Annotated in this window: 18 protein-coding genes and 1 riboswitch; of the genes, 2 read left to right on the plus strand and 16 right to left on the minus strand. The window is 39.0% G+C overall.

The features are described 5' to 3' along the window. Positions 1-58: 58 nt before the first annotated feature. From AC1MGI_RS03360 to AC1MGI_RS03390, 7 genes are all read right to left on the minus strand, one after another. On the minus strand, positions 59-688 hold the full coding sequence (locus AC1MGI_RS03360) for a ComF family protein (RefSeq protein WP_480348523.1): 630 nt from the start codon (positions 686-688) through the stop codon (positions 59-61). Between the two features lie 79 nt (positions 689-767). Next, a complete protein-coding gene (locus AC1MGI_RS03365) occupies positions 768-2,168 on the minus strand; it encodes an ATP-dependent helicase ComFA (RefSeq protein ID WP_480348524.1) in 1,401 nt (466 codons plus the stop codon). Positions 2,169-2,323: 155 nt separating this feature from the next. Then, positions 2,324-4,771, minus strand: coding sequence for an EAL domain-containing protein (locus AC1MGI_RS03370; protein ID WP_480348526.1), 2,448 nt, complete (start codon positions 4,769-4,771; stop codon positions 2,324-2,326). Positions 4,772-5,180: 409 nt separating this feature from the next. Further along, on the minus strand, positions 5,181-6,890 hold the full coding sequence (locus AC1MGI_RS03375) for a methyl-accepting chemotaxis protein (RefSeq protein ID WP_480348528.1): 1,710 nt from the start codon (positions 6,888-6,890) through the stop codon (positions 5,181-5,183). Positions 6,891-7,056: 166 nt separating this feature from the next. Then, positions 7,057-7,145: riboswitch (cyclic di-GMP riboswitch) on the minus strand. A 555-nt stretch (positions 7,146-7,700) separates the two neighbouring features. Beyond that, on the minus strand, positions 7,701-8,543 hold the full coding sequence (locus AC1MGI_RS03380) for a DegV family protein (protein WP_480348530.1): 843 nt from the start codon (positions 8,541-8,543) through the stop codon (positions 7,701-7,703). A 606-nt stretch (positions 8,544-9,149) separates the two neighbouring features. After that, positions 9,150-9,836 (minus strand): response regulator, encoded by a 687-nt coding sequence (locus AC1MGI_RS03385; RefSeq protein ID WP_403075818.1) that lies wholly within the window; start codon positions 9,834-9,836, stop codon positions 9,150-9,152. A gap of 37 nt (positions 9,837-9,873) precedes the next feature. Beyond that, positions 9,874-11,028, minus strand: a complete 1,155-nt coding sequence (locus tag AC1MGI_RS03390) for a sensor histidine kinase (RefSeq protein WP_480348532.1) — start codon at positions 11,026-11,028, stop codon at positions 9,874-9,876. Between the two features lie 706 nt (positions 11,029-11,734). Here AC1MGI_RS03390 and AC1MGI_RS03395 point away from each other — a divergent pair. Together AC1MGI_RS03395 and AC1MGI_RS03400 are read left to right on the plus strand one after the other, a co-directional pair. Continuing rightward, the gene (locus AC1MGI_RS03395; RefSeq protein ID WP_480348533.1) at positions 11,735-12,367 is read left to right on the plus strand and encodes a YigZ family protein; all 633 of its coding nucleotides are present in this window, start codon (positions 11,735-11,737) and stop codon (positions 12,365-12,367) included. Between the two features lie 136 nt (positions 12,368-12,503). Then, complete coding sequence (locus AC1MGI_RS03400) at positions 12,504-13,526, plus strand: LCP family protein (protein ID WP_480348535.1); 1,023 nt, start codon at positions 12,504-12,506, stop codon at positions 13,524-13,526. A gap of 143 nt (positions 13,527-13,669) precedes the next feature. Here the strand turns inward: AC1MGI_RS03400 and AC1MGI_RS03405 are convergent, their stop codons facing one another. The 9 genes from AC1MGI_RS03405 to AC1MGI_RS03445 all read right to left on the minus strand — a co-directional run bounded on the left by AC1MGI_RS03405 (position 13,670) and on the right by AC1MGI_RS03445 (position 24,515). Further along, on the minus strand, positions 13,670-14,734 hold the full coding sequence (locus AC1MGI_RS03405; protein WP_480348537.1) for a glycosyltransferase family 4 protein: 1,065 nt from the start codon (positions 14,732-14,734) through the stop codon (positions 13,670-13,672). A gap of 420 nt (positions 14,735-15,154) precedes the next feature. Then, positions 15,155-16,672 carry a murein biosynthesis integral membrane protein MurJ gene (murJ, locus tag AC1MGI_RS03410; protein ID WP_480348538.1) on the minus strand — a complete coding sequence of 506 codons (1,518 nt, stop codon included), beginning with the start codon at positions 16,670-16,672 and terminating at the stop codon, positions 15,155-15,157. A gap of 26 nt (positions 16,673-16,698) precedes the next feature. After that, positions 16,699-17,178 (minus strand): PssE/Cps14G family polysaccharide biosynthesis glycosyltransferase, encoded by a 480-nt coding sequence (gene pssE, locus AC1MGI_RS03415; protein WP_480348540.1) that lies wholly within the window; start codon positions 17,176-17,178, stop codon positions 16,699-16,701. After that, positions 17,175-17,660, minus strand: a complete 486-nt coding sequence (gene pssD, locus AC1MGI_RS03420) for a PssD/Cps14F family polysaccharide biosynthesis glycosyltransferase (RefSeq protein WP_454213354.1) — start codon at positions 17,658-17,660, stop codon at positions 17,175-17,177. Before pssD ends, pssE begins: the two co-directional genes overlap by 4 nt. Positions 17,661-17,663: 3 nt before the next feature. Further along, positions 17,664-18,773 (minus strand): glycosyltransferase, encoded by a 1,110-nt coding sequence (locus AC1MGI_RS03425; protein WP_480348542.1) that lies wholly within the window; start codon positions 18,771-18,773, stop codon positions 17,664-17,666. 13 nt (positions 18,774-18,786) lie between these two features. Continuing rightward, the gene (locus AC1MGI_RS03430; protein WP_480348544.1) at positions 18,787-19,926 is read right to left on the minus strand and encodes a polysaccharide pyruvyl transferase family protein; all 1,140 of its coding nucleotides are present in this window, start codon (positions 19,924-19,926) and stop codon (positions 18,787-18,789) included. A 408-nt stretch (positions 19,927-20,334) separates the two neighbouring features. Beyond that, the gene (locus AC1MGI_RS03435; RefSeq protein ID WP_480348546.1) at positions 20,335-21,759 is read right to left on the minus strand and encodes an N-acetylmuramoyl-L-alanine amidase; all 1,425 of its coding nucleotides are present in this window, start codon (positions 21,757-21,759) and stop codon (positions 20,335-20,337) included. A gap of 267 nt (positions 21,760-22,026) precedes the next feature. Then, positions 22,027-22,239, minus strand: coding sequence for a hypothetical protein (locus AC1MGI_RS03440; RefSeq protein ID WP_480348547.1), 213 nt, complete (start codon positions 22,237-22,239; stop codon positions 22,027-22,029). Between the two features lie 257 nt (positions 22,240-22,496). Continuing rightward, positions 22,497-24,515, minus strand: coding sequence for a phosphodiester glycosidase family protein (locus AC1MGI_RS03445; protein ID WP_480348549.1), 2,019 nt, complete (start codon positions 24,513-24,515; stop codon positions 22,497-22,499). Positions 24,516-24,522: the final 7 nt, after the last annotated feature.

Here is a 24,522-nt window from a genome sequence, read left to right on the forward strand (position 1 = left end):
TGTATCATCTTATGAAGGTGGCGGTGTGGAGCTGATGTTGCGAAGCCCGCCCCTATTCCTATCTAGCAAGTGTGAGTGACCTTATTTCAGTTGCACCCGCAAGCCTGAGCGCTTTAGCCGCATGTCTTAGTGTTGATCCGGTTGTGTAAATATCATCGATTAGGAGGATTTTCTGTCCTGCTACCATATCGGGATCGATGATTTGAAAGACTTGTGGCAAATTAATCCGATCGCGACGAGATTTCTTTGATTGTTTTTCTGAATGAATTCTCGTAAGTGGCTGGATACATGTTTGCCCTGCAATTATCGCTAAGGCTTCTGCTTGATTGAAGCCTCGCTCTAGCAGCCGTTCTCTGCTTAGAGGAATGACAGCAATAGAATCAAACGCTAATTTCGGAAGCGCAGCCTTTACAAAAGAAGAAAATGCCTCAGCAATGGCATAGTCGCCACGATATTTGAATTTAGCGATGCTTTCTTTCATAAAATCATTATAATGAAAAAGCGACCGATTTTCCGTTAAAAATCCTTGCCATTTTGGATCCTGTTCCCAACGGTGGCAATCTAAACAAAGCGTATCTCTGCGGAACTCAGCTGACAAGACTCGGGAGCAGATTCTGCACAATTCACCGCTGATCGGATCAAGCTTTCCGAAACATTCCACACAGATCAACATCTCCGGTTCCTGCATCAGCAAATTCTTCCACGATACCTTATGTGTTATTTCTTGATCACATAACAGACAGAGTCGTGGTTTCAGGATGGCCAAATCAAACATCAAGCAACCCTCGCTTACTTGCTTCACGGTTCATATTTTCAATATGCAAAACAGCTTTCACCATTTCCTCGCTTTTTCCATAATGAAAAAGAGTAATATTTCCGCTTGGATGGTCCGCACTTCTTCCTACACGACCGGCAATCTGAACAAGCGCACTTTCTGCAAATACTTGATGCTCTGCGCCAATGACCGCGACATCCAATTTATGAATCGTCACACCTCGTTCTAAAATCGTCGTTGTTAGCAATCCAGGAACCTCTCCATTACGAAGCTTCGTGACCTTTTCCTTTCGCTCAGGGTCTTCTGAATAAACAGCAAGTAGACGGGGTTCGATTTCTTGAAACAGCGGCAGGCTTTCTTTCATTACTTTAATGCTCGGGAAAAATAAGAGAATGGGGATATTGCGTTCAATTCGATCACGAACCCAGGATTGGATGTGTGGCGGAATTTGCTCTTTCTGAAACTGCTTTTGCCAATTGCCGCTCCATTTCATTGTAGGAACGGGAATCGGCTTTCGGTGGTAGCGTGCTGGAATCGTCACCGCTTGAAGTGTCCCTTTTCGATATTCTTGTTGCATCCTTCTCGAGAGTGTTGCGGTTAAATAGATCGTAGCAGAGGTTTGTTTTTTTGCCTTCTGTACCGCTTGCTGCAGGGAAGTGTCCATGGAATACGGAAAGGCGTCAACTTCATCGATAATGATCGTATCGAAAGCATTGGCAAAGCGATAAAGCTGGTGTGTTGTCGAAACAGTGAGGGGGGCGGCTACATGCCTATCTTCACTGCCGCCATACAGAGCAGCAACTTTCACATTTAGAAAAGCTCGTTTAAGTCGTGGCGCAAGTTCGAGCACCACGTCTGTTCGTGGAGTGCAAATACAGACCCGTTTACCGCTTGCGATTGCTGATTCAATTCCTTTAAACAACACTTCCGTTTTTCCAGCTCCGCAAACTGCCCAAATCAGAACTTCTTCATTTTGTTCAACTGCGGCAACTACTCGATCTGACGCTGTTTTTTGCCCATCAGAAAGTGTACCGTCCCAAGCCATTACTTTAGGAGGCATTGGAAAATGGAGTTCAGGTCCTGTCCATGAATAAAGCTCGGAACATTCACTTACACGCCCCATCATGATACAGGAACGACAATAGGTGCAGTTTTTTTGACAAATACTGCAGGGAAATGTGTAAAATAGCTGTTGATTTCGATTACTACAGCGCGAACAGCAATATTTACCGTTTTCACACAAGACGCCGGCTTTTGTGGCAATATAACCTGCTTTGATATGTTCTGTAAGCAATTTAAGAGGAAAGGGAATTTCAGCAGCAAGTAATAATCGACCCGATAAGTGTTGCTGCAGTTTCGGGGAATACGGGGTGGTAGTATGAGGGGAAAGCATTAGGGAATGACCTCCTATTTATTTTTATCATCTTTTATATTCGCTACTCGTGATATGGATTCCTGCAAAAAATGGGGGTTCCCCAAAATCAGAAGAGCCAGACCCCGCAACAATTTTATACAGTATAAAATTATTGCGGGGTCTGGCTCTTTCCATTAATTCGGTTGGAGGATTCTTTGTTGCAAAAGTGTTTTAAATTCTTCATTTGGAACCGGACGACTAAATAAATACCCTTGAATTTGATGGCATTCTTCTTTTTTAAGGATGTTTAATTGCTGGAGCGTTTCGACTCCTTCTGCGACTACCTTTATTTGCAATCCTTTTGCTAAATAAATAATTGACTTTGCGATAAACATATCTTGATCACTATGGATCATATTTTGAATGAACGATTTATCAATTTTTATCACATCAAACGGAAATTGAGTTAAATAAGCAAGAGAAGAATAACCTGTACCAAAGTCATCTAGCGAGATAGTGATTCCCATTTTCTTTAATGCATTCATCGTGTTTTTCGCCGCTTCTTTATTGTTCAAACAAGAGCTTTCGGTCAATTCAAATTCGATATCTTGTGGATGAATACCAGCTTCTTGAATCGTTTTCTCTATTGTGTGCAGCCAATCTTCTTTCATAAAATGGACAGCGGAAATATTAATCGAAATCGGCACCGTTGATAGTTGTTCTTCTTTCCATTCCCTTACCTGGTTACATACTTCTCTCAAGACCCAATCATCGATATGGACAATTAAGCCGTTTTCTTCGGCAATTGGCAGGAATTCCATCGGTGATATGCGTCCCCACTCTGGATGGTTCCAACGAATCAGCGCTTCAGCACTCAGCATTTCACCGGTGCTACTATCGACCCGAGGCTGATAATGCAGCGTCATCTCGTTATTTTCCAATGCCTTTCTTAAATCTCGTCCTAAGCTATACGATTTATAAGACTCGATGCTGCTTGATCGAGAGATAATATAATACTTACTTTCCCCTTGTTTCTCCGCTTTGTTTAACGCAATATCAGCATTGCTTAATAAGTCTGAGCTATCTATACCATTATCCGGGAAAATACTAATTCCGATCTTTACAGTGACATATAATTCATAGCCATTTATCAAAAATGGTTCAAGTAAACCGTCGATGATTTGATTAGGAATTCTTTCAAGTGATTCAACCGATTCCAAGTCAGCGACTAAAACACCAAATTCATCGCCTCCGAGACGTGCAAGCATATCATTTGCTGGTACGAGTGAAGCAAGACGAGTAGAAATTTGACATAATAATTCATCACCACTTGGGTAGCCGATTGTATCATTGATATATTTAAAATGATCAATATCAATAATCATGACAGCAAATCTTTTGTCGCTATTCGCGTACTCACTAGCAAGTCGTTGTATTTTATCATTAAATTGTCTTCGATTTGGCAGTTGTGTTAAATGATCATGATAAGAAATATGCTTCACTTTTTCATGTAACAGATGTTGCTCTGTCATATCAGTAATGAGACCGTCTAATTGAATAAACACTCCGCTATCATCTAAAGTAGGAATCATATAATCTTGAATCCATTTAATATCACCGTTCTTATGAATGATACGGTATTGATGACGAACGGTGTTTCCTTTTGCTAACTCATCGTGTAAATCCATATATTGTTGCCAATCCTCAGGATGAATGATCGTTGACCATGAAGTATTATACTTCATATCATCTGCCAAATAGCCGCAGATTTGTTCAATCCCTTGCGAATAAAGGATAAATTGTCCAGTCTGCATATTAACAGACCAAACCCCTACATCAAGATTATTATAAACTTTGGAAAACTGCTGTTCTTTTTCCGTAAGCTTGGACTCAGTATGCTTACTGTTCGTAATATCTTGAATGAACCCGATTACACGAACCGGAAGACCCTTTTCTCCAAAAAGGACTTCTATTTGCACATATACATGACGAATGGCGTGATCTCTTCTCACAACTCTACATTCAAAATGAGCACTGCCATTGTTTAATAAACTTTGCCCGAAGGCCCGTTCAAGTTTCGGATGATCATCTGGATGGACAAACTCTAGAATTTGCCGATATGTTGGCGAAAAGTTTTCCTCTTCGCTAATGCCTAGAATCAAACGTTTTTGTTTCGAGCAATACGTCTTATTGCTCATCATATCGTAATGGAAACTGCCCATATTGCCGATTTCTTCAATGGTATTAAAGCTTTCTTTTGACAGATAAAACTCTTTTTCCTGTTCCTTTAGATCCGAAATATTTTTTATAATCCCATACACTTCCACGCCATCAGGTGTAGCGATCGGAACAAGGGTAACATTCGTATAGCGAGTGTTACCATTCTTGCAAAGGACTAAGCAATTGAACCTATTTGTTTGACCTAAGAGAGCTTCTTCGAAATATTGTTTTTGTTCATATGTATAATCTTGTATAAAACTATCTAAAAATGGTCCATCGAAGTCTTGTTCCGTATAGCCAAACTGCTGGGCAAATGCTTCGTTATAGATTAGTAGATTCCCACTGACGTCCAATTTGATAACCGCATTCAGGTGATCGATAATGAGAGAATGAAAGTCTTCCTCCCTGGTCATTGAATTCATGCTAGTTCCCCTGGTTTTCCTTTGAAAAGACTCTTCCATTTCAATAATCCCTCTCATTCTGCATCTCATTAATGATCACCACAAAAAAGGTCCCCCAAAAAGGTGGACATACGATTTTCAATAAAGATATATGTCGATTTCCATGAAAAAACAGTTTAATCTTGGCTTTACGTTCCTACAACGTTATTATCATACGTATCACAACAAATAGAATCTACCTTTTATGTTTTTATTTGTTAATAATACCACACTTTTGAACTGAATAATTCTGTAAGATAAGCAAAATCGAGGCTGCCCTATAACAAAAGGGTCTGACCCACATCTACAATATACTGTTTATATAACACAATAAACGCTGTATAGAGTGTGAAGTCAGACCCTTTAAGGCAGCCTTGATAAAGAATTTTTATTACACTTTAAATCTCCCAATTTGCGCTTGTAATTCTTCAGCCATGAGAGAGAGCGTGGCTGCGGATGATGTGATTTCTTCCATCGATGCCAATTGTTCCTCCGTCGCGGCTGCTACATTTTGTGTGCCTGATGCCGCTTCCTCGGCAATTTCAGCTAATATTTTTTCTGATTGGAGGACTTGTTCAGACCCTGCTGAAAGCTGTTGGGAAGCAGCAGATACTTCCTGTAATTGCGCCGATATCTCATCAATAGAATAGCGAATTTGCGCAAAAGATTCCCCCGCTTTATTCACTACGCCAATGCCATCAGTCACTTTGCTAGTTGTTTGTTCCATTGATTGAACAGCAAGGTTTGTCTCATCTTGGATTAATGTAATAAGGCCAGAAATGCTCTGAGCCGATTCAGCAGATTGTTCGGCTAGTTTGCGTACTTCATCCGCTACTACAGCAAACCCTCTGCCATGTTCACCTGCTCTTGCCGATTCGATCGCAGCATTTAATGCGAGTAGATTCGTCTGCGAGGCAATATTTGTGATCACTTCTATGATATTGCCAATCTCTTTTGAACGTTCACCTAATCCTTTTACAATTTGTGCTAATTGCGTAACTGTCAGATTAATTGAATTCATTTGTTCGATCGTCGTTTGAATCGCTTCATTCCCTTCCACGGCTTTTTGTGAAGTATCGACCGAATTGGCAGATATACCTTGGCCATGAGAAGCAATCTGTTGAATACTTAACGCCATTTCTTGTACGACCTTCGAACTCTCTTCTGTGCTTCTCACCTGCTGTTCTGCTCCTTGTGCCACTTCCTGAATGGTGTTTGCAATTTGCTCACTCGCTTTACTTGACTCTTCTGAACTTGCTGTCAATTCTTCAGAGGCAGCAGCTACTTGTTCAGAAGTGATATTCACCTGCGTCATCAACTCTCGTAACTTCAATATCATCTTATTAAAAGAAAGCGTTAATTGGCCGATCTCATCTTTGGAGCGATAGCTTCCTTCAACGGTTAAATCGCCATTTTCCGCACTTTCCATAAGTGTCTGCATTTCTTTAACCGGATTGACGATCATCCGAGTAATAATAAATCCAACCACACCTTTTATCAAAATAGTAAGAATAACGATAATGATAATAAAATTCTTACTATCTTGAGCGCTTGCTGTATTGCTTTTAACTAGGTCATCCGCATATTTCTCCAAATACACGCCTATTTCATTCATTAATGAATTGGACTTTTCACGTGCAGGCTGTACGTCTTGCTTGTATTCTGTATACGCTACACCCTTATCACCTGCAAGTGCCAATTTAAATACATTCTCTACCTCATTCAAATATCTCTGATACTCGGTCTTAAATTGAGAAAGTTGTTCCACCTCAATTTCAGATAAAAGACTTTTATCTAACGCCTGTATCAACGTTTCATTATCCTTCTTTAACGCGTCAATTTGATCTTTTAATACCTGTATCTCTTTTGTATTGGATGTAAGCAACAACTCGAGTGTACTATTATCAATCGCCCTTGTATTTATGCGAATTTGACTTTGCCATTTCACAGGAAGCAGAGCATCCCAATACATTTGATCTGATTTTTTATCCATTTGATTCAAATTATAGAATCCAGTACCACCAATCACACCAAAGATGATGAAAGAAATAAGTATTAGTACGAACAGTTTCCTACCGATTGCAGCATTACGTAATCCCATGATTCCTACTCCTTTTCTGTACCTTTTAAAGTTAGTTTCAAATTCATTTGAGCAAAAAAAAAACAGAGTCCAGCTATACCTGTACTTATTTCAGATAGTCTCTCACTCTATTAATAAACTATTATGACAATTTAGTGTGTCCTATTTATTTAGATATCCTTTTCCTTTTGGCAACCTGGCGATCCTTGTCCACAAGTGACTTTAGACCCACGGCTTTGCGTCCTCCCCTTTCGATGAAGTTTGCTATTTTCTAGAATGGTAAATCTTACATATCTATTGATATATCGAAATTATACCATGGCCACTACCAATAAGACAGAATACCCACTCAATTTTACGAGTAATCCTTTCGTACTAGCTAAGATGTAATAACGTAGTTCGATATAACTCTACGAATATCAAGAATTAAACCACTAAAATGAACTAGATGACATTTTTTTCAAAAGATATTCATTCGATTACTCATAATTATGACTGATTTATGCAAAGTTATAGCAATATGAAAAAAAGAGTCCGGTCCCAAGCCTATTTCACGCGGAAAACCTGAGCTCCCTGTACCGTAGATCAAGATTACAAACTGAAAAATGAGATGTACGGGCCAGAGTGAGCTCTTTTCGTGCCAGATTTGATATTTACGGGCCAGAGTGAGCTCTTTTCATGCCGCATTCAAGATTTACGTGCCGGAGTGAGCTCTTTTCGTGCCAGATTCAAGATTTACGTGCCGGAATGAGCTCTTTTCATGCCGGAGCTAGATTTTCAAGCCAAATTGAACCAACAAAAAACGCCCACCCCAACAGAGGTAAGACGTTCTTATACCTTATACCAACCCATCGCCATCGATCCTTCACCAAGATGTGTGCCAATAACTGGTCCAAAATAGCTTATATCGAATTCAACATTTGGATATAACGCTTCGAGTTCCTTTTTCCATTCTTTCGCTTCTTCTTCACGTTTTGCATGGATAATCACTGCTTTAAACGTACCACCTTGAGCCAAATCTTGACCAAGTAAATCTGAGATTCGCTTCATAGCTTTTTTCCGAGTGCGGATTTTTTCAAAAGGAACGATTACTTTGTCTGAGAAATGAAGGATTGGTTTGACTTGAAGAAGACTGCCAATCAATGCCTGTGCACTGCTTAAACGTCCGCCACGCTGTAATTGTGCCAAATCATCCACCATAAAATAGGAGCGTACTGATTCCTTGATAACTTTCAATCGGGCAAGAATCTCGTCTGGACTTTTTCCATCTAAGGCCATCTTAGCTGCTTCGAGCACATAGAAACCTTGTACATAGCAGCTGATTTCAGAGTCAAAAGCGTACACATCCAGACCCTCAACCATATCTCCTGCACTAATCGCGCCTTGATACGTTCCGCTAATTCCGCTCGATAAATGGATACTCACGACTGCATCATACTCTTTCGCTAATTGCTCATATTTCTCGATAAATAAACCTGTTGGTGGCTGAGAGGTTGTCGGGAGCTTGTCCTCCGTTTTGACTACATTGTAAAAATCATCCGCCGTTATATCAATTTCTTCACGATACGCCTCGTTACCAATCACTACGTGAAGCGGAACCATATGTATATGAAATTGTTTACGTATTAGTTCTGGGATATATGCGGTACTGTCCGTAACAACTGCCGTTTTCATAAAACATTACCATCCTTATTTCATTATTCTCGTTTATACTTAATTACCGTTTTATCCCGCATTAACGCGCAGTAAAGCTCCTACCTCAAGGCTTAGAGGAATCGAGGTAGCGGAAAAGTCCGATTGGTGAGATACAGTGAAACTTACCGCTGTGATCTTCAGCGGTTTAGTTGAACCAATCGGGTTCGTACTGTCGATTGATCGAAGTGGTAGCGAAGATCTTAGCGACAGTAGAACGGGACTAACAATCAGTGGGCGATGAAGAAAAACCCACTAATTGAAGTTTCACTTTATACGATACCGTCTCTGCTCGCATTATAATGTTGTGTTACCTTTAACAGAAAGTCGTCAAAACAAATGTGGCCCTGCAATTTTAAGTCTAGATCGTGAGCCCTTGGATTTGGATTGCGAGACATAATTCCCCGCGCGTGAAAGTCAGATTTCGAATCGCGGGACCTCAATTAGACGTAATAGGTTCTTTCTTTTGTCCTGTCTGAACCCCCCCAAGCAAAAATCGCCCAGTCTTAATCGTTGTAACATCGATTAAGCTAGACGATTTCCTTTGGTTTCCTCCAACATTTCAGCTGTGGACATCCAATCATTACTTTACTTCACTTCAACCCAACCGTTTTTAATCGCTGAAATGACAGCTTGTGTACGGTCATTGACATTCATTTTTTGCAAAATATTGCTGACGTGGTTTTTCACAGTTTTTTCACTGATAAATAGTGTTTCACCTATTCCACGGTTACTTTGGCCATCTGCTAGAAGCTGAAGCACTTCACATTCCCGACGCGTTAATAAATGAAGTGGTTTTCTAATTTCAGGAATATATAGGGAAGATTCTCTCTCTGTCATCTGCTCAATAGCAATTCGACGATATTCTTTCACTAGATTGTGAGTAACTTTCGGATGTAGGTACGATCCGCCATCTGCCACTACTTTCACCGCTTCTACTAAAGCATCTGCGTCCATTTCTTTTAACAAATACCCTTGTGCCCCAGTCTGAAGTGCATGGGTGACATAATTTTCATCATCATGAATTGATAGAATGATAATCTTCACATCTGGATAGCGCTCAATGAGTAATTTAGTTGCCTCCACGCCGCTTACTTGTGGCATATTAATATCCATGATCACCACATCTGGGCGGTGCGTTTCTACTAAATTCATCGCTTCACAACCGTCATCCCCTTCTGCAACTACATCAAATGCAGATTCAAATTCCAGGATTTTTTTTACGCCTTCACGAAAAAGCTGATGGTCGTCTATAATGACAATACTTGTTTTCAATCGTGGTTCCCCCTTTGTTCTCTTACCATATCTAAGTTTAGTATTCTATACGATCATTCAATGGCACCTTTACTGATACGAGTGTCCCTATTCCTTGATGCGAATCAATCGTCATTTCACCTTCCAACAGCTCGACACGTTCCTTCATCCCCATTAATCCAAATGAGCCTGCTTTTTGAACATTAGAATCGAAGCCAATTCCATCATCCCTCACCATAACGATGACCATTTCTTTCGTCATCGATAGCTTGACTTGAATGCTTTTCGGTTTCGCATGCTTCAACGCATTTTGAATGGATTCTTGCACGAGACGAAATAGCGCGACTTCCATATCAGATTGCAGTCTTTTTTCTTCGCCTAAGTTTATAAACGTCATTTGTATACCGTGGTTGTAGTCTTCAGTCGTTTGTAGGTATTTTCTTAGGGTAGGTATTAACCCTAAATCATCAAGTGCCATTGGACGTAAATCATAAATAATTCGGCGCACCTCATACAGTGCATTTCTAACCATCACCTTCAAGTTTCGAATTTCGATGATGGCCTCGTCGCCGCCTCTTTCCCGATAAATACGGTCAATTAAATCGGATCGCATCATGACGTTTGCCAGCATCTGTGCCGGTCCATCATGAATTTCACGGGAAAGCTTCTTACGCTCTTCTTCCTGAGCCTCAATGATTTTTAAGCCAAAGTCCTGTTTACGTTGCGCATCTTCAAGCGCTGGAGCCACTTGTTTCAAATCACTCGTTAAGTAATTTAAGACAACTGAAATTTGTGAAACAAGATGCTCGGCCCGATCAATCGTCTGTTCAAGCCCCCGCAACCTTCTTTCTAAATCATCCCTACGCAGCCGCAATTGTTTCTCAATTTGACTGTTCACCTGTAAATCCGCTTGAAGCTTATGTGCAACCTCATAAGCATCACGAACTTGTTGTTCAGAAAAATCATTGAAATACTCGCTCACTTCTGAAAGACGCTTTCTTGATAATCGGGCTTTTTTTTCGAGAATATCGCATTCTTCTATCACGATCGCAACCTGGATCTTCACTTCTTCAAGCTCCTTCGTTATCTCTTCAAAATCACGAAGGCATTGCTCTTGTATTTCAAATATCTCAACTTTGCTGTCTCCAACAGTCGTGATCATCGTTTCAACTATCATGTCCAAAGCTTTTACATCCATTTTTTTCAAGGACATTTAGATTCCTCCGATTACATCCAGCCTTTTGGTTGGTTTATCCTATACTATAACGCCAATTGACAGACTTTCACTTCATTGAATAATGGGTATCTAATACTTAGTAGTAATTACCAAGGTCGATTGTCATGCAAAACCTAAATGGCGTTAAAACACCACCAGTTACTATGAAGGATCGATCATTAAGCACGCAATATTATTCTGATCCTATATGCGTTCTTGTAGCTCGAAGCCATTTTGACTTCCCCATTGTAACAAAGAAATACACCGATTTACTATATCTATTATCCTAATCCATCCTATACAATAGAAGCAAACCATGAATGACTCCATTATACCTAAAAATAGGATAGCCGGATAAGGCATTGTAACAGAAACCCTTGCAGCTCTAAGCTTTAAACACCAAAATCTTGCCTTAAAAAAATCCAAGCTTGCTTTTTCATACATAATATTCTTTTAAGCATATCCTTATTATCTAGATATAGAAAAAGCTATAGAACATTAGACCTTATTATACCATGAAGAAAACGGCCTAATATTAAAGTTTCTTTACATACCTTACTATCCCATGACTTTTAAGAAAAAGGAACGACTTCCTTCATATTATTATGCAATCATCTGCCCACCGAAAATTGCAGCCTCATGGCGAAAGCCTTATAATGAAGGAAAAACAAGCGACTATTTTTTAGCAAAGAAAGGAGCTATTATGCTACAATCCTACCTTACTGTAAAAGGAAACGGGGAACATGAAATCATCATTGAAAAATCCCGCTTCATTTCTCATATTGCGCGTACCGAATCAGAAGAAGAAGCTCAAGCCTTCATTCAACATATTAAGAAATTGCACAAAGATGCTACACATAACTGTTCTGCCTATTTAATCGGTGAGCATGATCAAATCCAGAAGGCACTTGACGATGGTGAACCAAGTGGTACAGCTGGAGTTCCTATTCTTGAAGTATTGAAGAAAAAGGGCCTAAAAGACACCACAGTCGTTGTTACTCGTTATTTTGGCGGAATCAAGCTTGGCGCAGGCGGTTTGATTCGTGCCTATAGTAAATCAACATCTGAAGGAATTGATGCAACTGGAGTTGTCGAAAGAAAGCTTATGCGGGTCATTGGCACATATATTGACTATACATGGCTTGGTAAACTGGAAAATGAGCTCCGTTCGTCTATTTATGAAGTAAAGGAAATTCATTATCTTGAGAATGTAATGATTGAAACATATGTAGAAGAGACTGGCAAAGAGTCATTTATGTCTTGGATGACAGAATTGACCAATGGCCAGAGCCGGATGGAAGAAGGGGAACAGCTGTACCTTGAGCGAGAAAAATAACACTTTATTTTTTAATCCCTTCCTATTTCCTGCTATAATTCAATTTACGAAACAGTAAAAAAATTGTAGAATGTTGTAGAGTATAGTTTCCTAGATATACTTCAGTCTGGATACTACCCACGAAGGAGAAAGTAATATGTCAAACCAACGCTTATACAGGGTTACCAAAAGAAGGCGCAAGCGGAAGCGTAAAAAGCTTGTTGCATGGTTCTTGGTTCCAATTTTATTACTAACTATCACTGGCACTGCCTATGGCGCATATTTGTACAATAAAGCCGCTTCTACTCTTGATAAGTCTTTTGAGTCAATTGGCCTCTCCTCTAAACGTGAAGCGAAGGTCAATCCAAAGGTAGACAATACATCCATTCTATTTATTGGTGTGGATGATAGCGAATCGAGGAATTACAAGGATTCAGCAAGATCTGATGCCTTAATCCTTGCTACATTTAACAAGAAAGATAAATCTATTAAACTAGTAAGCATTCCACGTGATTCATATGTTTATGTTCCAAAAAAAGACCAGTATACAAAAATTACCCACGCACATGCATATGGTGGTCCTCAAGTCACCGTCGAAACGGTTGAGCATCTTCTTGATATTCCAGTCGATTACTATGTTCGTATGAACTTCTACGCATTCATTGACGTTGTAAATGCGCTAAATGGAATAGAAGTTGATGTCCCATACGAATTACATGAGAAAAACTCAGCAGACAAACATGATGCTATTCAACTTCAACCAGGATTGCAGATGCTAGATGGAGAAGAAGCTTTAGCACTAGCACGTACACGTAAGCAGGATAGTGATCTTTATCGAGGTCAACGTCAACAAGAGATTATTCAAGCCATAATAAAAAAAGCAACAACAGTTAACGCCGTTACGAAATATCCTGATATTATTGATGCAGTCGGCGGTAACATGAAAACAAATTTAACTTTTTCAGAAATGAAGGCATTTGTTGAGTATGCAACTGCTGGTAATAACCTAGCCATTGAAAACCTTCAGCTTGAAGGAGAGGATAGCAGAGAAAATGGCGCATATGTCTTCAAACTCGATGAAGATAAAATAGTAGAGTTGCAAGATGTACTTAAGATGCATTTAGGTCTAACAAGCAACTCGAGCGTCAATGCCTATGCTGAAGAAACGAAAGAAGAATAATTAAATGGCCATCTCCTAATGGATTTGGCCATTTTTTTGTGCGAAAGAAAGAGTCTGTCCTAAACTATAGGGGCAGACTCCTTAACAATTATAAACAGTTTATAGAATGTGAGGTCAAATCCTTTTAGGTAACCTCTTTTCTATTAACGATCTTTCATTTCATTATTTTTTGAGTTAATTAAGCGTAATAACGGCTGATATTCTTTTCCGATCAAACCTGTCTTTTCAACAATAATTTCAACAGCTAGCAATAGGATTGCAACCATAAAGATCGCGCCCCACGACGTAGCCATCGAGAAAATAAAAGCAGATAATCCACAGCATGCAGCCATTGCATAGATGAGTAAAACCGTTTGTCTATGCGAAAATCCTACTTCAAGTAAGCAGTGATGCAAGTGGGATTTATCCGGTGCCGTCAATGATTTTTTGTGTTTAATTCGACGAATAATCGCAAAAAATGTATCGGAAATTGGAACTCCGAGGATAATAACCGGTACAATCAAGGAAATCATTGTGATATTCTTGAAACCCATAAGGGAAAGTACCGCAATCATATATCCTAGAAATAATGCCCCTGTATCACCCATAAAGATTTTTGCCGGGTGGAAATTATAAAACAAGAAACCAAGTGTACTTCCTAAAAGGATTAATGCAATACTCGTTACAAAAAGATCTCCTTTTAGAATTGCCATACCTGAGATGGTAATTAAAGCAATCGATGAAACACCTGCAGCTAATCCGTCGAGACCGTCAATTAAATTGATAGCATTCGTAATGCCGACCACCCAAAGGATCGTTAACGGTATGGCCAGTATGCCGAAATGAAGCTCGCCTCCGAACGGTAAGTTAATATAATCGACTTGGACACCGCCAATGACAACAACACCCGCCGCAACAATTTGGGCAATAAATTTGATTTTAGCTGAAAGTTCGAATAAGTCATCGAAAAATCCAGTAATTATTATAATAAAACCGCCAATTAGAAGCGGGATCGTTATGTTTGTTAAGTCATCATTTGGTCTTAAGAAAACCCAGCCGATGAGAAAACTAATATAAATTGCCAATCCGCCTAGACGTGGCATCACTTTCTGATGAACTTTACGATAGTTAGGCTTGTCTGTAGCACCAATTTTAATTGCAAATTTTTTAACTAAAGGTGTAATAAGTAACGACGCCACAAAACACAGTACCAAGGTAAGGTAAGCCATGAAGTACCTCCTTAAGAAATATCATATCCTTTTTAAGATAAAGAATTAGTAAATAAGAACAATTCATTTATTTGGTAATCCAAAATATTCTGTCTTGACGTATTTCTCTTTTTTCCTAGTTTATACAACAAAAACTGATATCATCTATCACATTCTACTTCAATTCTAATAAACTTACAATCTATTTTACTTTTATATTACTACTGATACTTAGTTCCCATCTTTAAACTACTCTATTCAAATAAAATTCATGTCATTTATTTTTAGAAATTGGGGAAACATATATTCAACGGATTCTTTTAGGATTATTCACAAGGTTACTCCGTTCACCAACTAGCCTACCGAAAGGTGTCTATTTGGTAACTCTCGAGGGGGGAACTACAATTATCACCAAAATAAAACTCCCGAGAATCGGAAGTTCTATTTTTTTCTTACTCGAATTTTATTGACTATATTCTGCCACTCTTGAATCCTCAAGGCAATCGATAATCCGATGAAAGAAAGAACTAATAGGAAGAGTCCAAGTGTCGCATTAAATATGGAAGTGAATGAATTGGAATAATGCGAAAGAATGAGAAAAATCATAACTTGAAATAACGCTAACACCCCCATTCTAACTAAGCTTCCATCCAATCTTATATTCAGTTTCAGTTTAGATGGGCCCGCTAGAATTAAGAGAAAAAATTGAAAATAAGCGCTAATTGTAGTGCCCCACGCAATGGCCGTTGCGCCGAATTCTTCAATAAAAAGAACTATAATTAGGATATTAACACCAAACACAGCTATTACACCGCTCAGTACTGGTAGAAACGCTTTTTCCATTGCATAGTAAAACCTAGTCACATAAACGTTTGCTGCATGAGCAAACATTCCAAGTACAAATATTTTAAGAAGACCACTTGTCATCACGGAAGATTCCTTGTCAAAAGATCCGTATTCAAAAATAAGTGTAACGACATCCTCCGTATAAAAGAAAATAAATAAAGTGACTGGTATCATCAAATACAGAAGATAACGTAAGCCATCATTGTAGATGTTCTCAAGTGATTTTGTTTCATTGTTTGCTACTTTAACAGCAATTAATGGATAAATGACCGTCGTTACTGCTGTCATTAAAACGGCTTGAGGCAGCTGGGTCAACTTTGATGCATAGTTTAGAGCAGATAAGTATCCTCCCTCTAGTGAAGCTGCAAAAATTCGATGCACTAAGAAATAGAATTGTAACGTGGCACCACCTAAAAGGATCGGGACACTAATCTTCAAAAAACGCCAAGCATACTCAGGATGATTTATTTTAAATGAAAATCCGATACGGAAATCGTCCTTCTTTAACTCTGCCCATAAAAGCACTGCCATTACCACTGAACCGATTACAGCTCCCCATGCATACCCCATCTCTGCAAATATCGGAAAAGCAATAAGCGCAATTACAACAAAGAGTACGTTATTTATAAGCGGTGCCATGGCTGTAGCGCGAAATCTGCCTTTTGTATTCAGAATTCCCGAAAAGTACATAGAAAGTACCAAAAATACAGTGGATACACTCATAATCTGAAAAATTGCAGAAGTCGTCTTTAATTGAGAATCGCTTAATCCTGAAAAAAATAAATTCATCCAGAACAATGGGAATAGAGAAAAAACAAAACTTATCGAAGCCGCTATTAGGAACGTATAGGTAAAAATCACATTAGATAACTCAGCTTTTATCCCATTATCATCCGTTTTGCTATAAACGCTAATAAAGGCGGTCGTGATTGCCCCGCCTACTACAACATATAAGAAGTTTGGAATCGTATAAGCAACAATGACACTATCAGCTATTTCTGAGGTGCCGAAGTGGTAACCTATAACTATTTCTCTCACAAATCCAACTAATCTTGAAAGTAAATTAATAACAGCCACTGCTCCGATAATTGCAAACAAACTTTTTTTCTTCACAGTTTCACCTGGCTCCCAATTCTGAATTATATCCCATCGACAAAGTCTTTAATTATGGAAAGGATCTGTCCTCTTCCACTTTTAAACGGAACTGGCTGAAAAGTTTTAATTTGCTTTAACACATCTCCAAGATCCACTCCCTCTGTCCAAGAGAGAATATGTCCTGCTTGATAAAACTGCTTCACAATTTCAAGCTGATGATCGTCATTGTGTTCACCATACTTTATCAGCCTAGGTGCTGCAATAATTTTCTTCCCCATTTTCACGCCCATGGTAATGGATCCAGTTCCCCCATGCGCAATAATACACGAAGCATCCTGATACAATTTCTCCATTTCTTTATAGGACATAAATTTAATCAACTTCAAGTGCTTTGTTTCAAATTCAGTATGTCCTAATTGAACGATAACTTCCTCTTGAATATTGTGTTTGATAATTTCAGCTTCAATCGCTTCTAATAGCCTGTTAAAAGGGAGCTCATGAGTTCCCAGCACAACAAATATCAATAGATCGAACCTCCATAGACCGCCTTTGGATAGTGTTTCTTCATCCCTTCCCATTGCACGATGAACAGATCGGAAATAGGATAAATTAATCTTCCTGATATAGTCGGGGTCGTCGTTTTAGCAAAGCTCTCAATAAAGATTACCTTTTTGCCAAACAATTTCGCAATATAACACATCGGCACGGCAGTATGGGCACCGGTTGTAATAACGACATCTGGCTTTAGCTTCCAAAAATAATAAAAAGATTTCACCGTATTAAAGGAAAGTTTAAACATGTATTTAAATAAGTAATTTCGCGCACCATATACTAGAAACGAGATAGGGTACTTTTTTGCCAAATCTTCAGTGATCACTGACTTTTCCGTAATAATATGGTATTCATAGTGCTCAAATAACGGCTCCAGCTGTAATAGTTGGGTTAAATGCCCACCTAAAGAAGAGATAAACAAAACCTTTTTTCTTTTTTTATGTTTTTTACCCATATCCTACCCTCCAGTAGGAAAATAAACTTCTTGAATAACACGTCTCGTTAATTTTTCCTGGTCATTTTCCGCAGCTTTTTTTAATCCATTTGAAGCAAGAGTATTCGCATATTCTTTGTCATTCAATACTTTCATAATTCCAAGGGATAATGCTTCCGCATTTTTAGGAACTATTAATTCCCCATTATGGTCTTCCAAGAGATATTTTAACCCTCCCACGTTCGAGGCAACTACAGGCGTCCCACAAGCCATAGCTTCAAGGGCGACTAATCCAAATCCTTCGATATGTGAAGGTAAGATAAATACATCCGCGGCAGACATCATTTGCGCGATATCCTTCTGTGGCATCGCATCTAAATGCTCAACATGCTGAGTTAATCCTGAACCCTCTATTTCCTGATCCAGAAGCGCTTTAAAGCGCTCGTCTTTGGCTGCGCCTATTAAATAAAGCTTTAACGAAGGGTATGCCTGTATCATCCCCTTCACTGCCTCAATCAGTTCTAAAAGTCCTTTTTGCTTAATAATATTCCCTACAAATAAAAGCGTAGGACTATCTGTCACCGAAAGATTACAAGTTTTCTGCGCTAACGACTTTTCAACTGGTTTAAATACGGTTCTATTCACTCCCATATTAATTAAAGAGAGGGATTGTTTCTCTACACCAAACTCCCTATGTATCGTTTCATGCAACTCTTCGCCCACAGCAATCACATGATCGGCATTGGTAAGAGTCTGCTTCGTAATTTTAAAAAGAGTGGCATTCTTTCTTGCCATCTTATCGATGTCTCCGCCGTGAGAAGTGATGATTAATCTTTTTTTCCAGATTTTCTTGTAAAACATGCCTAAAAAACCACTTGGAAAAACATAATGAGCATGAATAATATCATACCTAAATCCTTTAAATATTAAATTGATCATAACCTGAAAAAACCAAAAACCATATTTCTTTGCGACATTAATCTTTCCGCTGTTTGGATTATCGATTGCAATTACATCTACATGCAGCCCCTCAGCCTTTAGTGCCTGCACTTGATTTTTCACAAAAATCCCAAAGCTTTTATGCTTTTCAGTCGGATACATATTGCTGATAACCAATACCCGTTTCTGCGACATGAATACCTTACTCCTAACGAATAATTTGATCTAGCTGGGAAAAACCCTTCTCTGCTTTCTTGAGCTGCAAAGAAGATAGTTGTATAAATTCCTTTTGGGACTTGTCCCAATCCTGTTGCAAAGCATGAAGCTTCGTGCTAATTACATCAGGCTGAATAAGTGTCTCGATATCAATGTAAAGGTCTTCCCTGTCTATCTGTTTCATAAAATTTTCCACCTTTTTATGGTAGCCAATTCCGATAACCGGTGTGGATGAGGCAACAGATAGAATTAAAGAATGCAATCTGGTACCGATGATTACGTCTTGTTTCTCACAAAGTTCAATAATCTTTTCTGGATATATATTTTCACGCATCACATTCACATGATCTTTCTCTGTCATTTCATTAAAAATATCCTCTGTTACTTTAACATCTTGAGGGTATTTTGTAGAGAAAAATGTTACTTCAACACGATTATTCGAAATCAGCTCATCTAAGTTAGCCGCCATTCCTTTCACATAAGCTTGATACTTCGCTTCATCCGGATTCGGCCAATACTCTTTACTAAAGTAAGGAACAGCAGTTACACCGATTCTCTTAATTTCATTGGTCCCCATTCTTACACTTTTAGGTTTCAGGTAAAATGCGGGATCACCTATAATAGGAATGTCTTTCTGAGCGTTCATTTTTTTTAATAACTCGCAAGATTCATGATCCCTCACCGAGATAGACGAACTGCTCCGAATCATCAATTTGATTAGCGCGGCCCCAATCTTTGTACGTATCGGACCTGCTCCTACGCCGAATATAGCTATTTTACAGCCATGGATTTTCCCCGTCACGGCAAGGCTTGAATAGAGCGGCATGTCCCGTTTATACATATCCATGAGAATTCCGCCGCCTCCAAATATAAGAACGTCAAGTTCCTTGACAATCTGTCGACGTGATTGCAAAGTTGCTGCAATGGTTGAAAGGATATTGTTCTTCTTATGAATAAGGTATTCAGAACGAATTCCATACCGTTCATACGTATTCTCAGGCTGGTTGCTGAAAATAACTAAATCTTCCCTTTCAACTCCATAACGTTCGTTTAATATGGTTAAAATTCCTTTTAAAATGGCTTCATCGCCGTTATTGTCATGACCGTAATTCCCTATTATTCCAATTTTCATGTAAACACCTATGTCTTTTCATTTTCTATCGAAAGATAACTATAAATCAAAAAATAATGCATGCTTGCAATTCAATCTATCGCAAAAACAGCATATGTGTATTATAGCAATATTTTAGAAAGAATAAAAATAACAACTATTAATTCGTCTTATTTTTCCAATAGCTTATTTTTAGAAGGAGGTGCTATGCTAGTCATCAAAATCCAACTGAAATGAACATCGTGTTTATACGGAAACATCTAGTATGAAGATTGCCTTAGTTCCAATAAGATGGCATGAGTACAACACGATTATAGTCTTTCACAAAAAAAATCCATTTTTTCCACGTAAGTAAAACAGCTAATTAAGTTAGCGTAGCCAAAAAAAGACGGCTTATAAGACCGTCTCATTTCAGTAAAATTGATAGTATCAATTACTGTAATATTCTTTTATTCCTTTATAGACTGCCTCTGCATAAATATCCTGATATTGAGCAGATGTTAGTTTCGATAAGTCGCTGGAATTGCTAATGAAACCTAATTCAACTAAGACACTTGGAATTGTATGGTTTTTAATAACGTAGAAGCTACCATCTTTTACTTTCCGGTCATTCATTTTAGCCATAGCTACGATTTGTTTTTGAATATCGGTTGCCAACTCCTTACTTTCCGCTGCGTTTTCCCCGCCGGAATAGTAGAAGGTTTCTGTACCTTTTGCACTAGCGGTTGCAGCATTTACATGAATGCTCACAAATAGCTCAGCATAGTTATCTTTTGCAATTTCAACTCGATCAGGCAAGGTTGGATACGTATCGCTTTGTCGCGTCATGATGACCTTAGCTCCATCCTTTTCGAGATGCGCCTGAACCTTTTTTGCCACATTAAGCACTATAGATTTCTCATTATATTTTCCATTTACGGCACCTGGATCTTTTCCGCCATGACCAGCGTCAATTACAATAATTCGATTACTTAGTGGACCATTTACGCTTTTCATTTTCAGATAAGATTTATGTACATAGCCCGTCTTCTTATTGTACGTTACTTTTGCCCAATATCCGTTAATACTGTGGACATTTACAACGTTACCTTTAGAAAGCTTTGAAACAATAGCCGAAGATGATGAAGTACTGTTTCTCATGTTTAACGAGCTAACCGTAACTTTTCCACTTGCAATAACTCCTTGTACCGGAGCTTGTTTTTCCACCACTTCAACTTTAAATTTGTCATTCAATCCTCTACTAAGAAAGGCTGAAAACTGCCCACGGTTAACATCGGAATTAGGATCGAATCTGTCATTATTCCCATTTGAAATGCCATTATAATACAAGGCCTGAATAAATTCATAAGCCCATTGAGATTTGGCTACGTCATTGAATGCCTGCACCTTACCAGCGGCGGTCTTTGTATCAAGATCAAACGCAATGGCAATGATTTTACCCATTTGCGCTCTTGTAAGGGGATCATTCGGATTGTATTTACCGTTCGATCCGGATATTAATCCTAATGAACGTGCACTCTCAATCCATCCGTACGCCCAATGATCTTTAGGAACATCGGAGAATGAAGCTTTAGCAGGCTTAACTTCAGATTTTCCACGAGCAATGACTAACATTTTTGCGGCTTGTGCTCGGGTTACTGTGTTCCCTGGTCGGAATGCTTTACCGTCGCTCTCTGAATAGCCAGTAATAATTTCCAACCCCGTCAGGTAATTGATTTCTTCAAAAGCAAAATGATCAGACGGGACATCTTTAAACGTTGCTCCTTCTGCATAGGCAGTAGTTTGACTTCCAAATAAGAAAAATCCAATGACTAGATAGCAACAGATTGTAATAACTTTTCGGCAATTCGGCACTTAAAGTTGCCCCTCTCTTTTTTTATAAAATTTTCTAACTTAATAGATTGATAATTAAAATTGGTCACTTACAATATGAGAATTAATATGCTCCCTTAATAACCTAATCGGCCAGCATCAATGGGACAGCATGGTTTTGTGACGATATTTTCATAAAGCTAGTCACAGGTACTGGTTGATTGCCGACATAAGGGGAGACTTCTGGTGAAAACGAAGGGTTTTTCATATATTTTATGTATAAAAGATTCTTATTACTGAATTAAAGAGTTAGCCAGCTGAATTCTGAGCTCCATTAGACCTGAACACGTACCCGACTTTTATTTCTGCTTTCTCTACCAATTTTCCAGTACTGTTATCGTAAACCTTTGTGTCCTTTGTTACTTCAAAATAGGTTTCCACAGCGGCTACCTGTCCCCCGCCTATTTCCCATATAAGCATGACGATAGGCAAAAGAAATACGACCATCCATTTTTTCTGCATTATTAAATCACCCCCTACTATTTGTACCATATATTGGAGATGATTTTATCGCTTTTTATAGAAATCTCAAAAAAAATGGCGAATTTACAAAGTTTTAATAATTTCCCGCAGAAAATAGGGGAAATTCGTCACTCTATGTCTTTCTATCTATTAAATAGTAAACTAAAAAACAATAAAGAGAAACTGACGCTCCAATCTACCTAATAGTATCGGTCAGTTTCTCTATATCTGAACCCTTTTACCTAAGAACGAATTGATTATTTCGTGAAAATACGATATAGGAAGGCGCTAAATTGCGCACGCGTCACAAAATTATTGGGATTAAAAGTTTTTTCCTCATTGATCACAGCGATTTGATTGGCAGATAAAGCATGGATTTCTTCAAATGCCCAGAAACCCAGTGGCACGTCGCTGAAAGTTTGTTCTGGTATTCCCTTAAGCTTATACGCTCTAGCCAGAATAGCAGCCATCTGAGCCCTTGTTAAAGTTCCATTCGGGTCGAAATTGATCATATCACTTTTCCCAGTCATCACATCTGCATTGGCAACAGCAGAAATTTCCTTGAAATACATATGTGAAGCTGGTACATCGCCAAACTTCATCGAATTAGATGATTCAAGTGGAAGATTTAACGCACCTGCCATAATCTTAGCAGCATGTGCACGTGTTAACGTCGCTTCAGGCTTAAATTGTCCATTGCTATACCCTGTTATTAGTTTCTTATCGCTTAAATAATTGATTTCTTTAAATGCCCAATGTTCAGCAGATACATCTGTATACTTAGGCTTTACAACAACATCCTTGACGGTAACCGGCAGTTTCTTCACAGCCGATCCGTATGTCCCTACGATATACCCTTCACCTTTTTTGGTCGCAATAAATGTATTGCCTTCCATTCTCCCTACGTCACCTTCAACCGAATAGTGAACAAGACTCGCATTAAACGGTAGCAAGGTTAGATTTTCATCTAATGCATAATCATGCTGAAGTGTAATCGAAGAACCTACCATTACCGCATCATTAGATGATTTTTTAAACTCAAATACTTTTGCTTCTCCATAAGGTGCTGTATTCACGGCTTGCAAAACAGTAGAAACAGATCGTTCTGCTTTGTCAGATGGCTTGTTCACCAAGGTAGCATATATATTACTCGGTTTTCTCACTACCATTGTCGTTGAACCACCACCATCTAGGTTGATCGCCCGGTCTGCGCCGATGGAAACTAGATACTGAGCGAATTCCGTTAGATTCATTCCCCGACTGTATCCTGTTTGCCGTCCATCAACAGTCACGAAGAACACCTTTTTCCCTGTTTTATCTAAAGCTACTGCCGTCCGGGGAGCTCTTTCTTTTGCCCGCGCACTACTTTGGCTGATTGTCATGTCAACCTTGCCGTCTTTCACAATCATCGGCCCGCTAGCAATCATACTTTTGGCATTCTTCCATTTATCTTCAACATTTATTACGAGATTGATAGATTGTCCTGGTTTAACTGAGGCATATTTAGCAGCCTCTTCCCCACCATGAATGGACAGAACATATCCATTTTGAGGAATATAGGAACCGCCTCTTCCATAAGGCATCACTTCCTTCACAATTCCTGTGATAGTTTCGCCAAAATTAAAGCCTGTATCCAATGTCTTTGATACATTTTCAACGACAATTTCCATTCCAGATGTATTCGTTCTCGTAGAATCGTAGCTCCAAGCTGGCGTGTATAAAATCGTTTCTTTTGCACCACGCTCTTTATTGATTGAAGAAATAGGCTTGCGCCCTCCTTCAATCTCGACATACGAATCATATCGGAACACATCAATTTGTGGAGATCCAGCCTCAGTGATTCCAAATGCAGAAGGCACACTCATATATTCTCCCGATCCCGTAGATATTACCCCAAGAGTAGATACTAGGTTATTTTGAGCAAACAAGTAGGCAGGCATTCTGCTGGAAGTGTGGAAGAATGAACCGTTAATCGCCCCAACAACATTGTGGCCTGCGTACGTATTAGCCTTCGCTCTCGCTGATGTCGTCCCAAGCTTATTGACCGGACTCAGAATACTCGGTTCAATGGTAAGATTCGGCCGGTTTAAATCGATACTCATTACTCTCGCAGCCTGCTCTAGTGAATTGATCTTAAATCGATAATCGGCATAATCAACTCCAGGAGTTACCGTATATGATTCATTCGCTGTAGCTGCATTTGCATGAATGATAGGAAGACCATGTATTAACAACATCGAGATTCCCAAAACTATGAATAATTTTCGTTTCTGCACTTCTTCG

Source organism: Peribacillus sp. BM1 (assembly GCF_056679975.1).

Coding starts and splice junctions, on each gene's coding strand:
- AC1MGI_RS03360 (WP_480348523.1), bottom strand. CDS start 688: ATGCAGGAACCGGAGATGTTGATCTGTGTGGAATGTTTCGGAAAGCTT.
- AC1MGI_RS03365 (WP_480348524.1), bottom strand. CDS start 2,168: ATGCTTTCCCCTCATACTACCACCCCGTATTCCCCGAAACTGCAGCAA.
- AC1MGI_RS03430 (WP_480348544.1), bottom strand. CDS start 19,926: ATGAAAATTGGAATAATAGGGAATTACGGTCATGACAATAACGGCGAT.
- AC1MGI_RS03390 (WP_480348532.1), bottom strand. CDS start 11,028: ATGTCCTTGAAAAAAATGGATGTAAAAGCTTTGGACATGATAGTTGAA.
- pssD (WP_454213354.1), bottom strand. CDS start 17,660: ATGGGTAAAAAACATAAAAAAAGAAAAAAGGTTTTGTTTATCTCTTCT.
- AC1MGI_RS03400 (WP_480348535.1), top strand. CDS start 12,504: ATGTCAAACCAACGCTTATACAGGGTTACCAAAAGAAGGCGCAAGCGG.
- AC1MGI_RS03440 (WP_480348547.1), bottom strand. CDS start 22,239: ATGCAGAAAAAATGGATGGTCGTATTTCTTTTGCCTATCGTCATGCTT.
- AC1MGI_RS03425 (WP_480348542.1), bottom strand. CDS start 18,773: ATGTCGCAGAAACGGGTATTGGTTATCAGCAATATGTATCCGACTGAA.
- AC1MGI_RS03370 (WP_480348526.1), bottom strand. CDS start 4,771: ATGAATTCAATGACCAGGGAGGAAGACTTTCATTCTCTCATTATCGAT.
- AC1MGI_RS03395 (WP_480348533.1), top strand. CDS start 11,735: ATGCTACAATCCTACCTTACTGTAAAAGGAAACGGGGAACATGAAATC.
- AC1MGI_RS03380 (WP_480348530.1), bottom strand. CDS start 8,543: ATGAAAACGGCAGTTGTTACGGACAGTACCGCATATATCCCAGAACTA.
- AC1MGI_RS03405 (WP_480348537.1), bottom strand. CDS start 14,734: ATGGCTTACCTTACCTTGGTACTGTGTTTTGTGGCGTCGTTACTTATT.
- AC1MGI_RS03375 (WP_480348528.1), bottom strand. CDS start 6,890: ATGGGATTACGTAATGCTGCAATCGGTAGGAAACTGTTCGTACTAATA.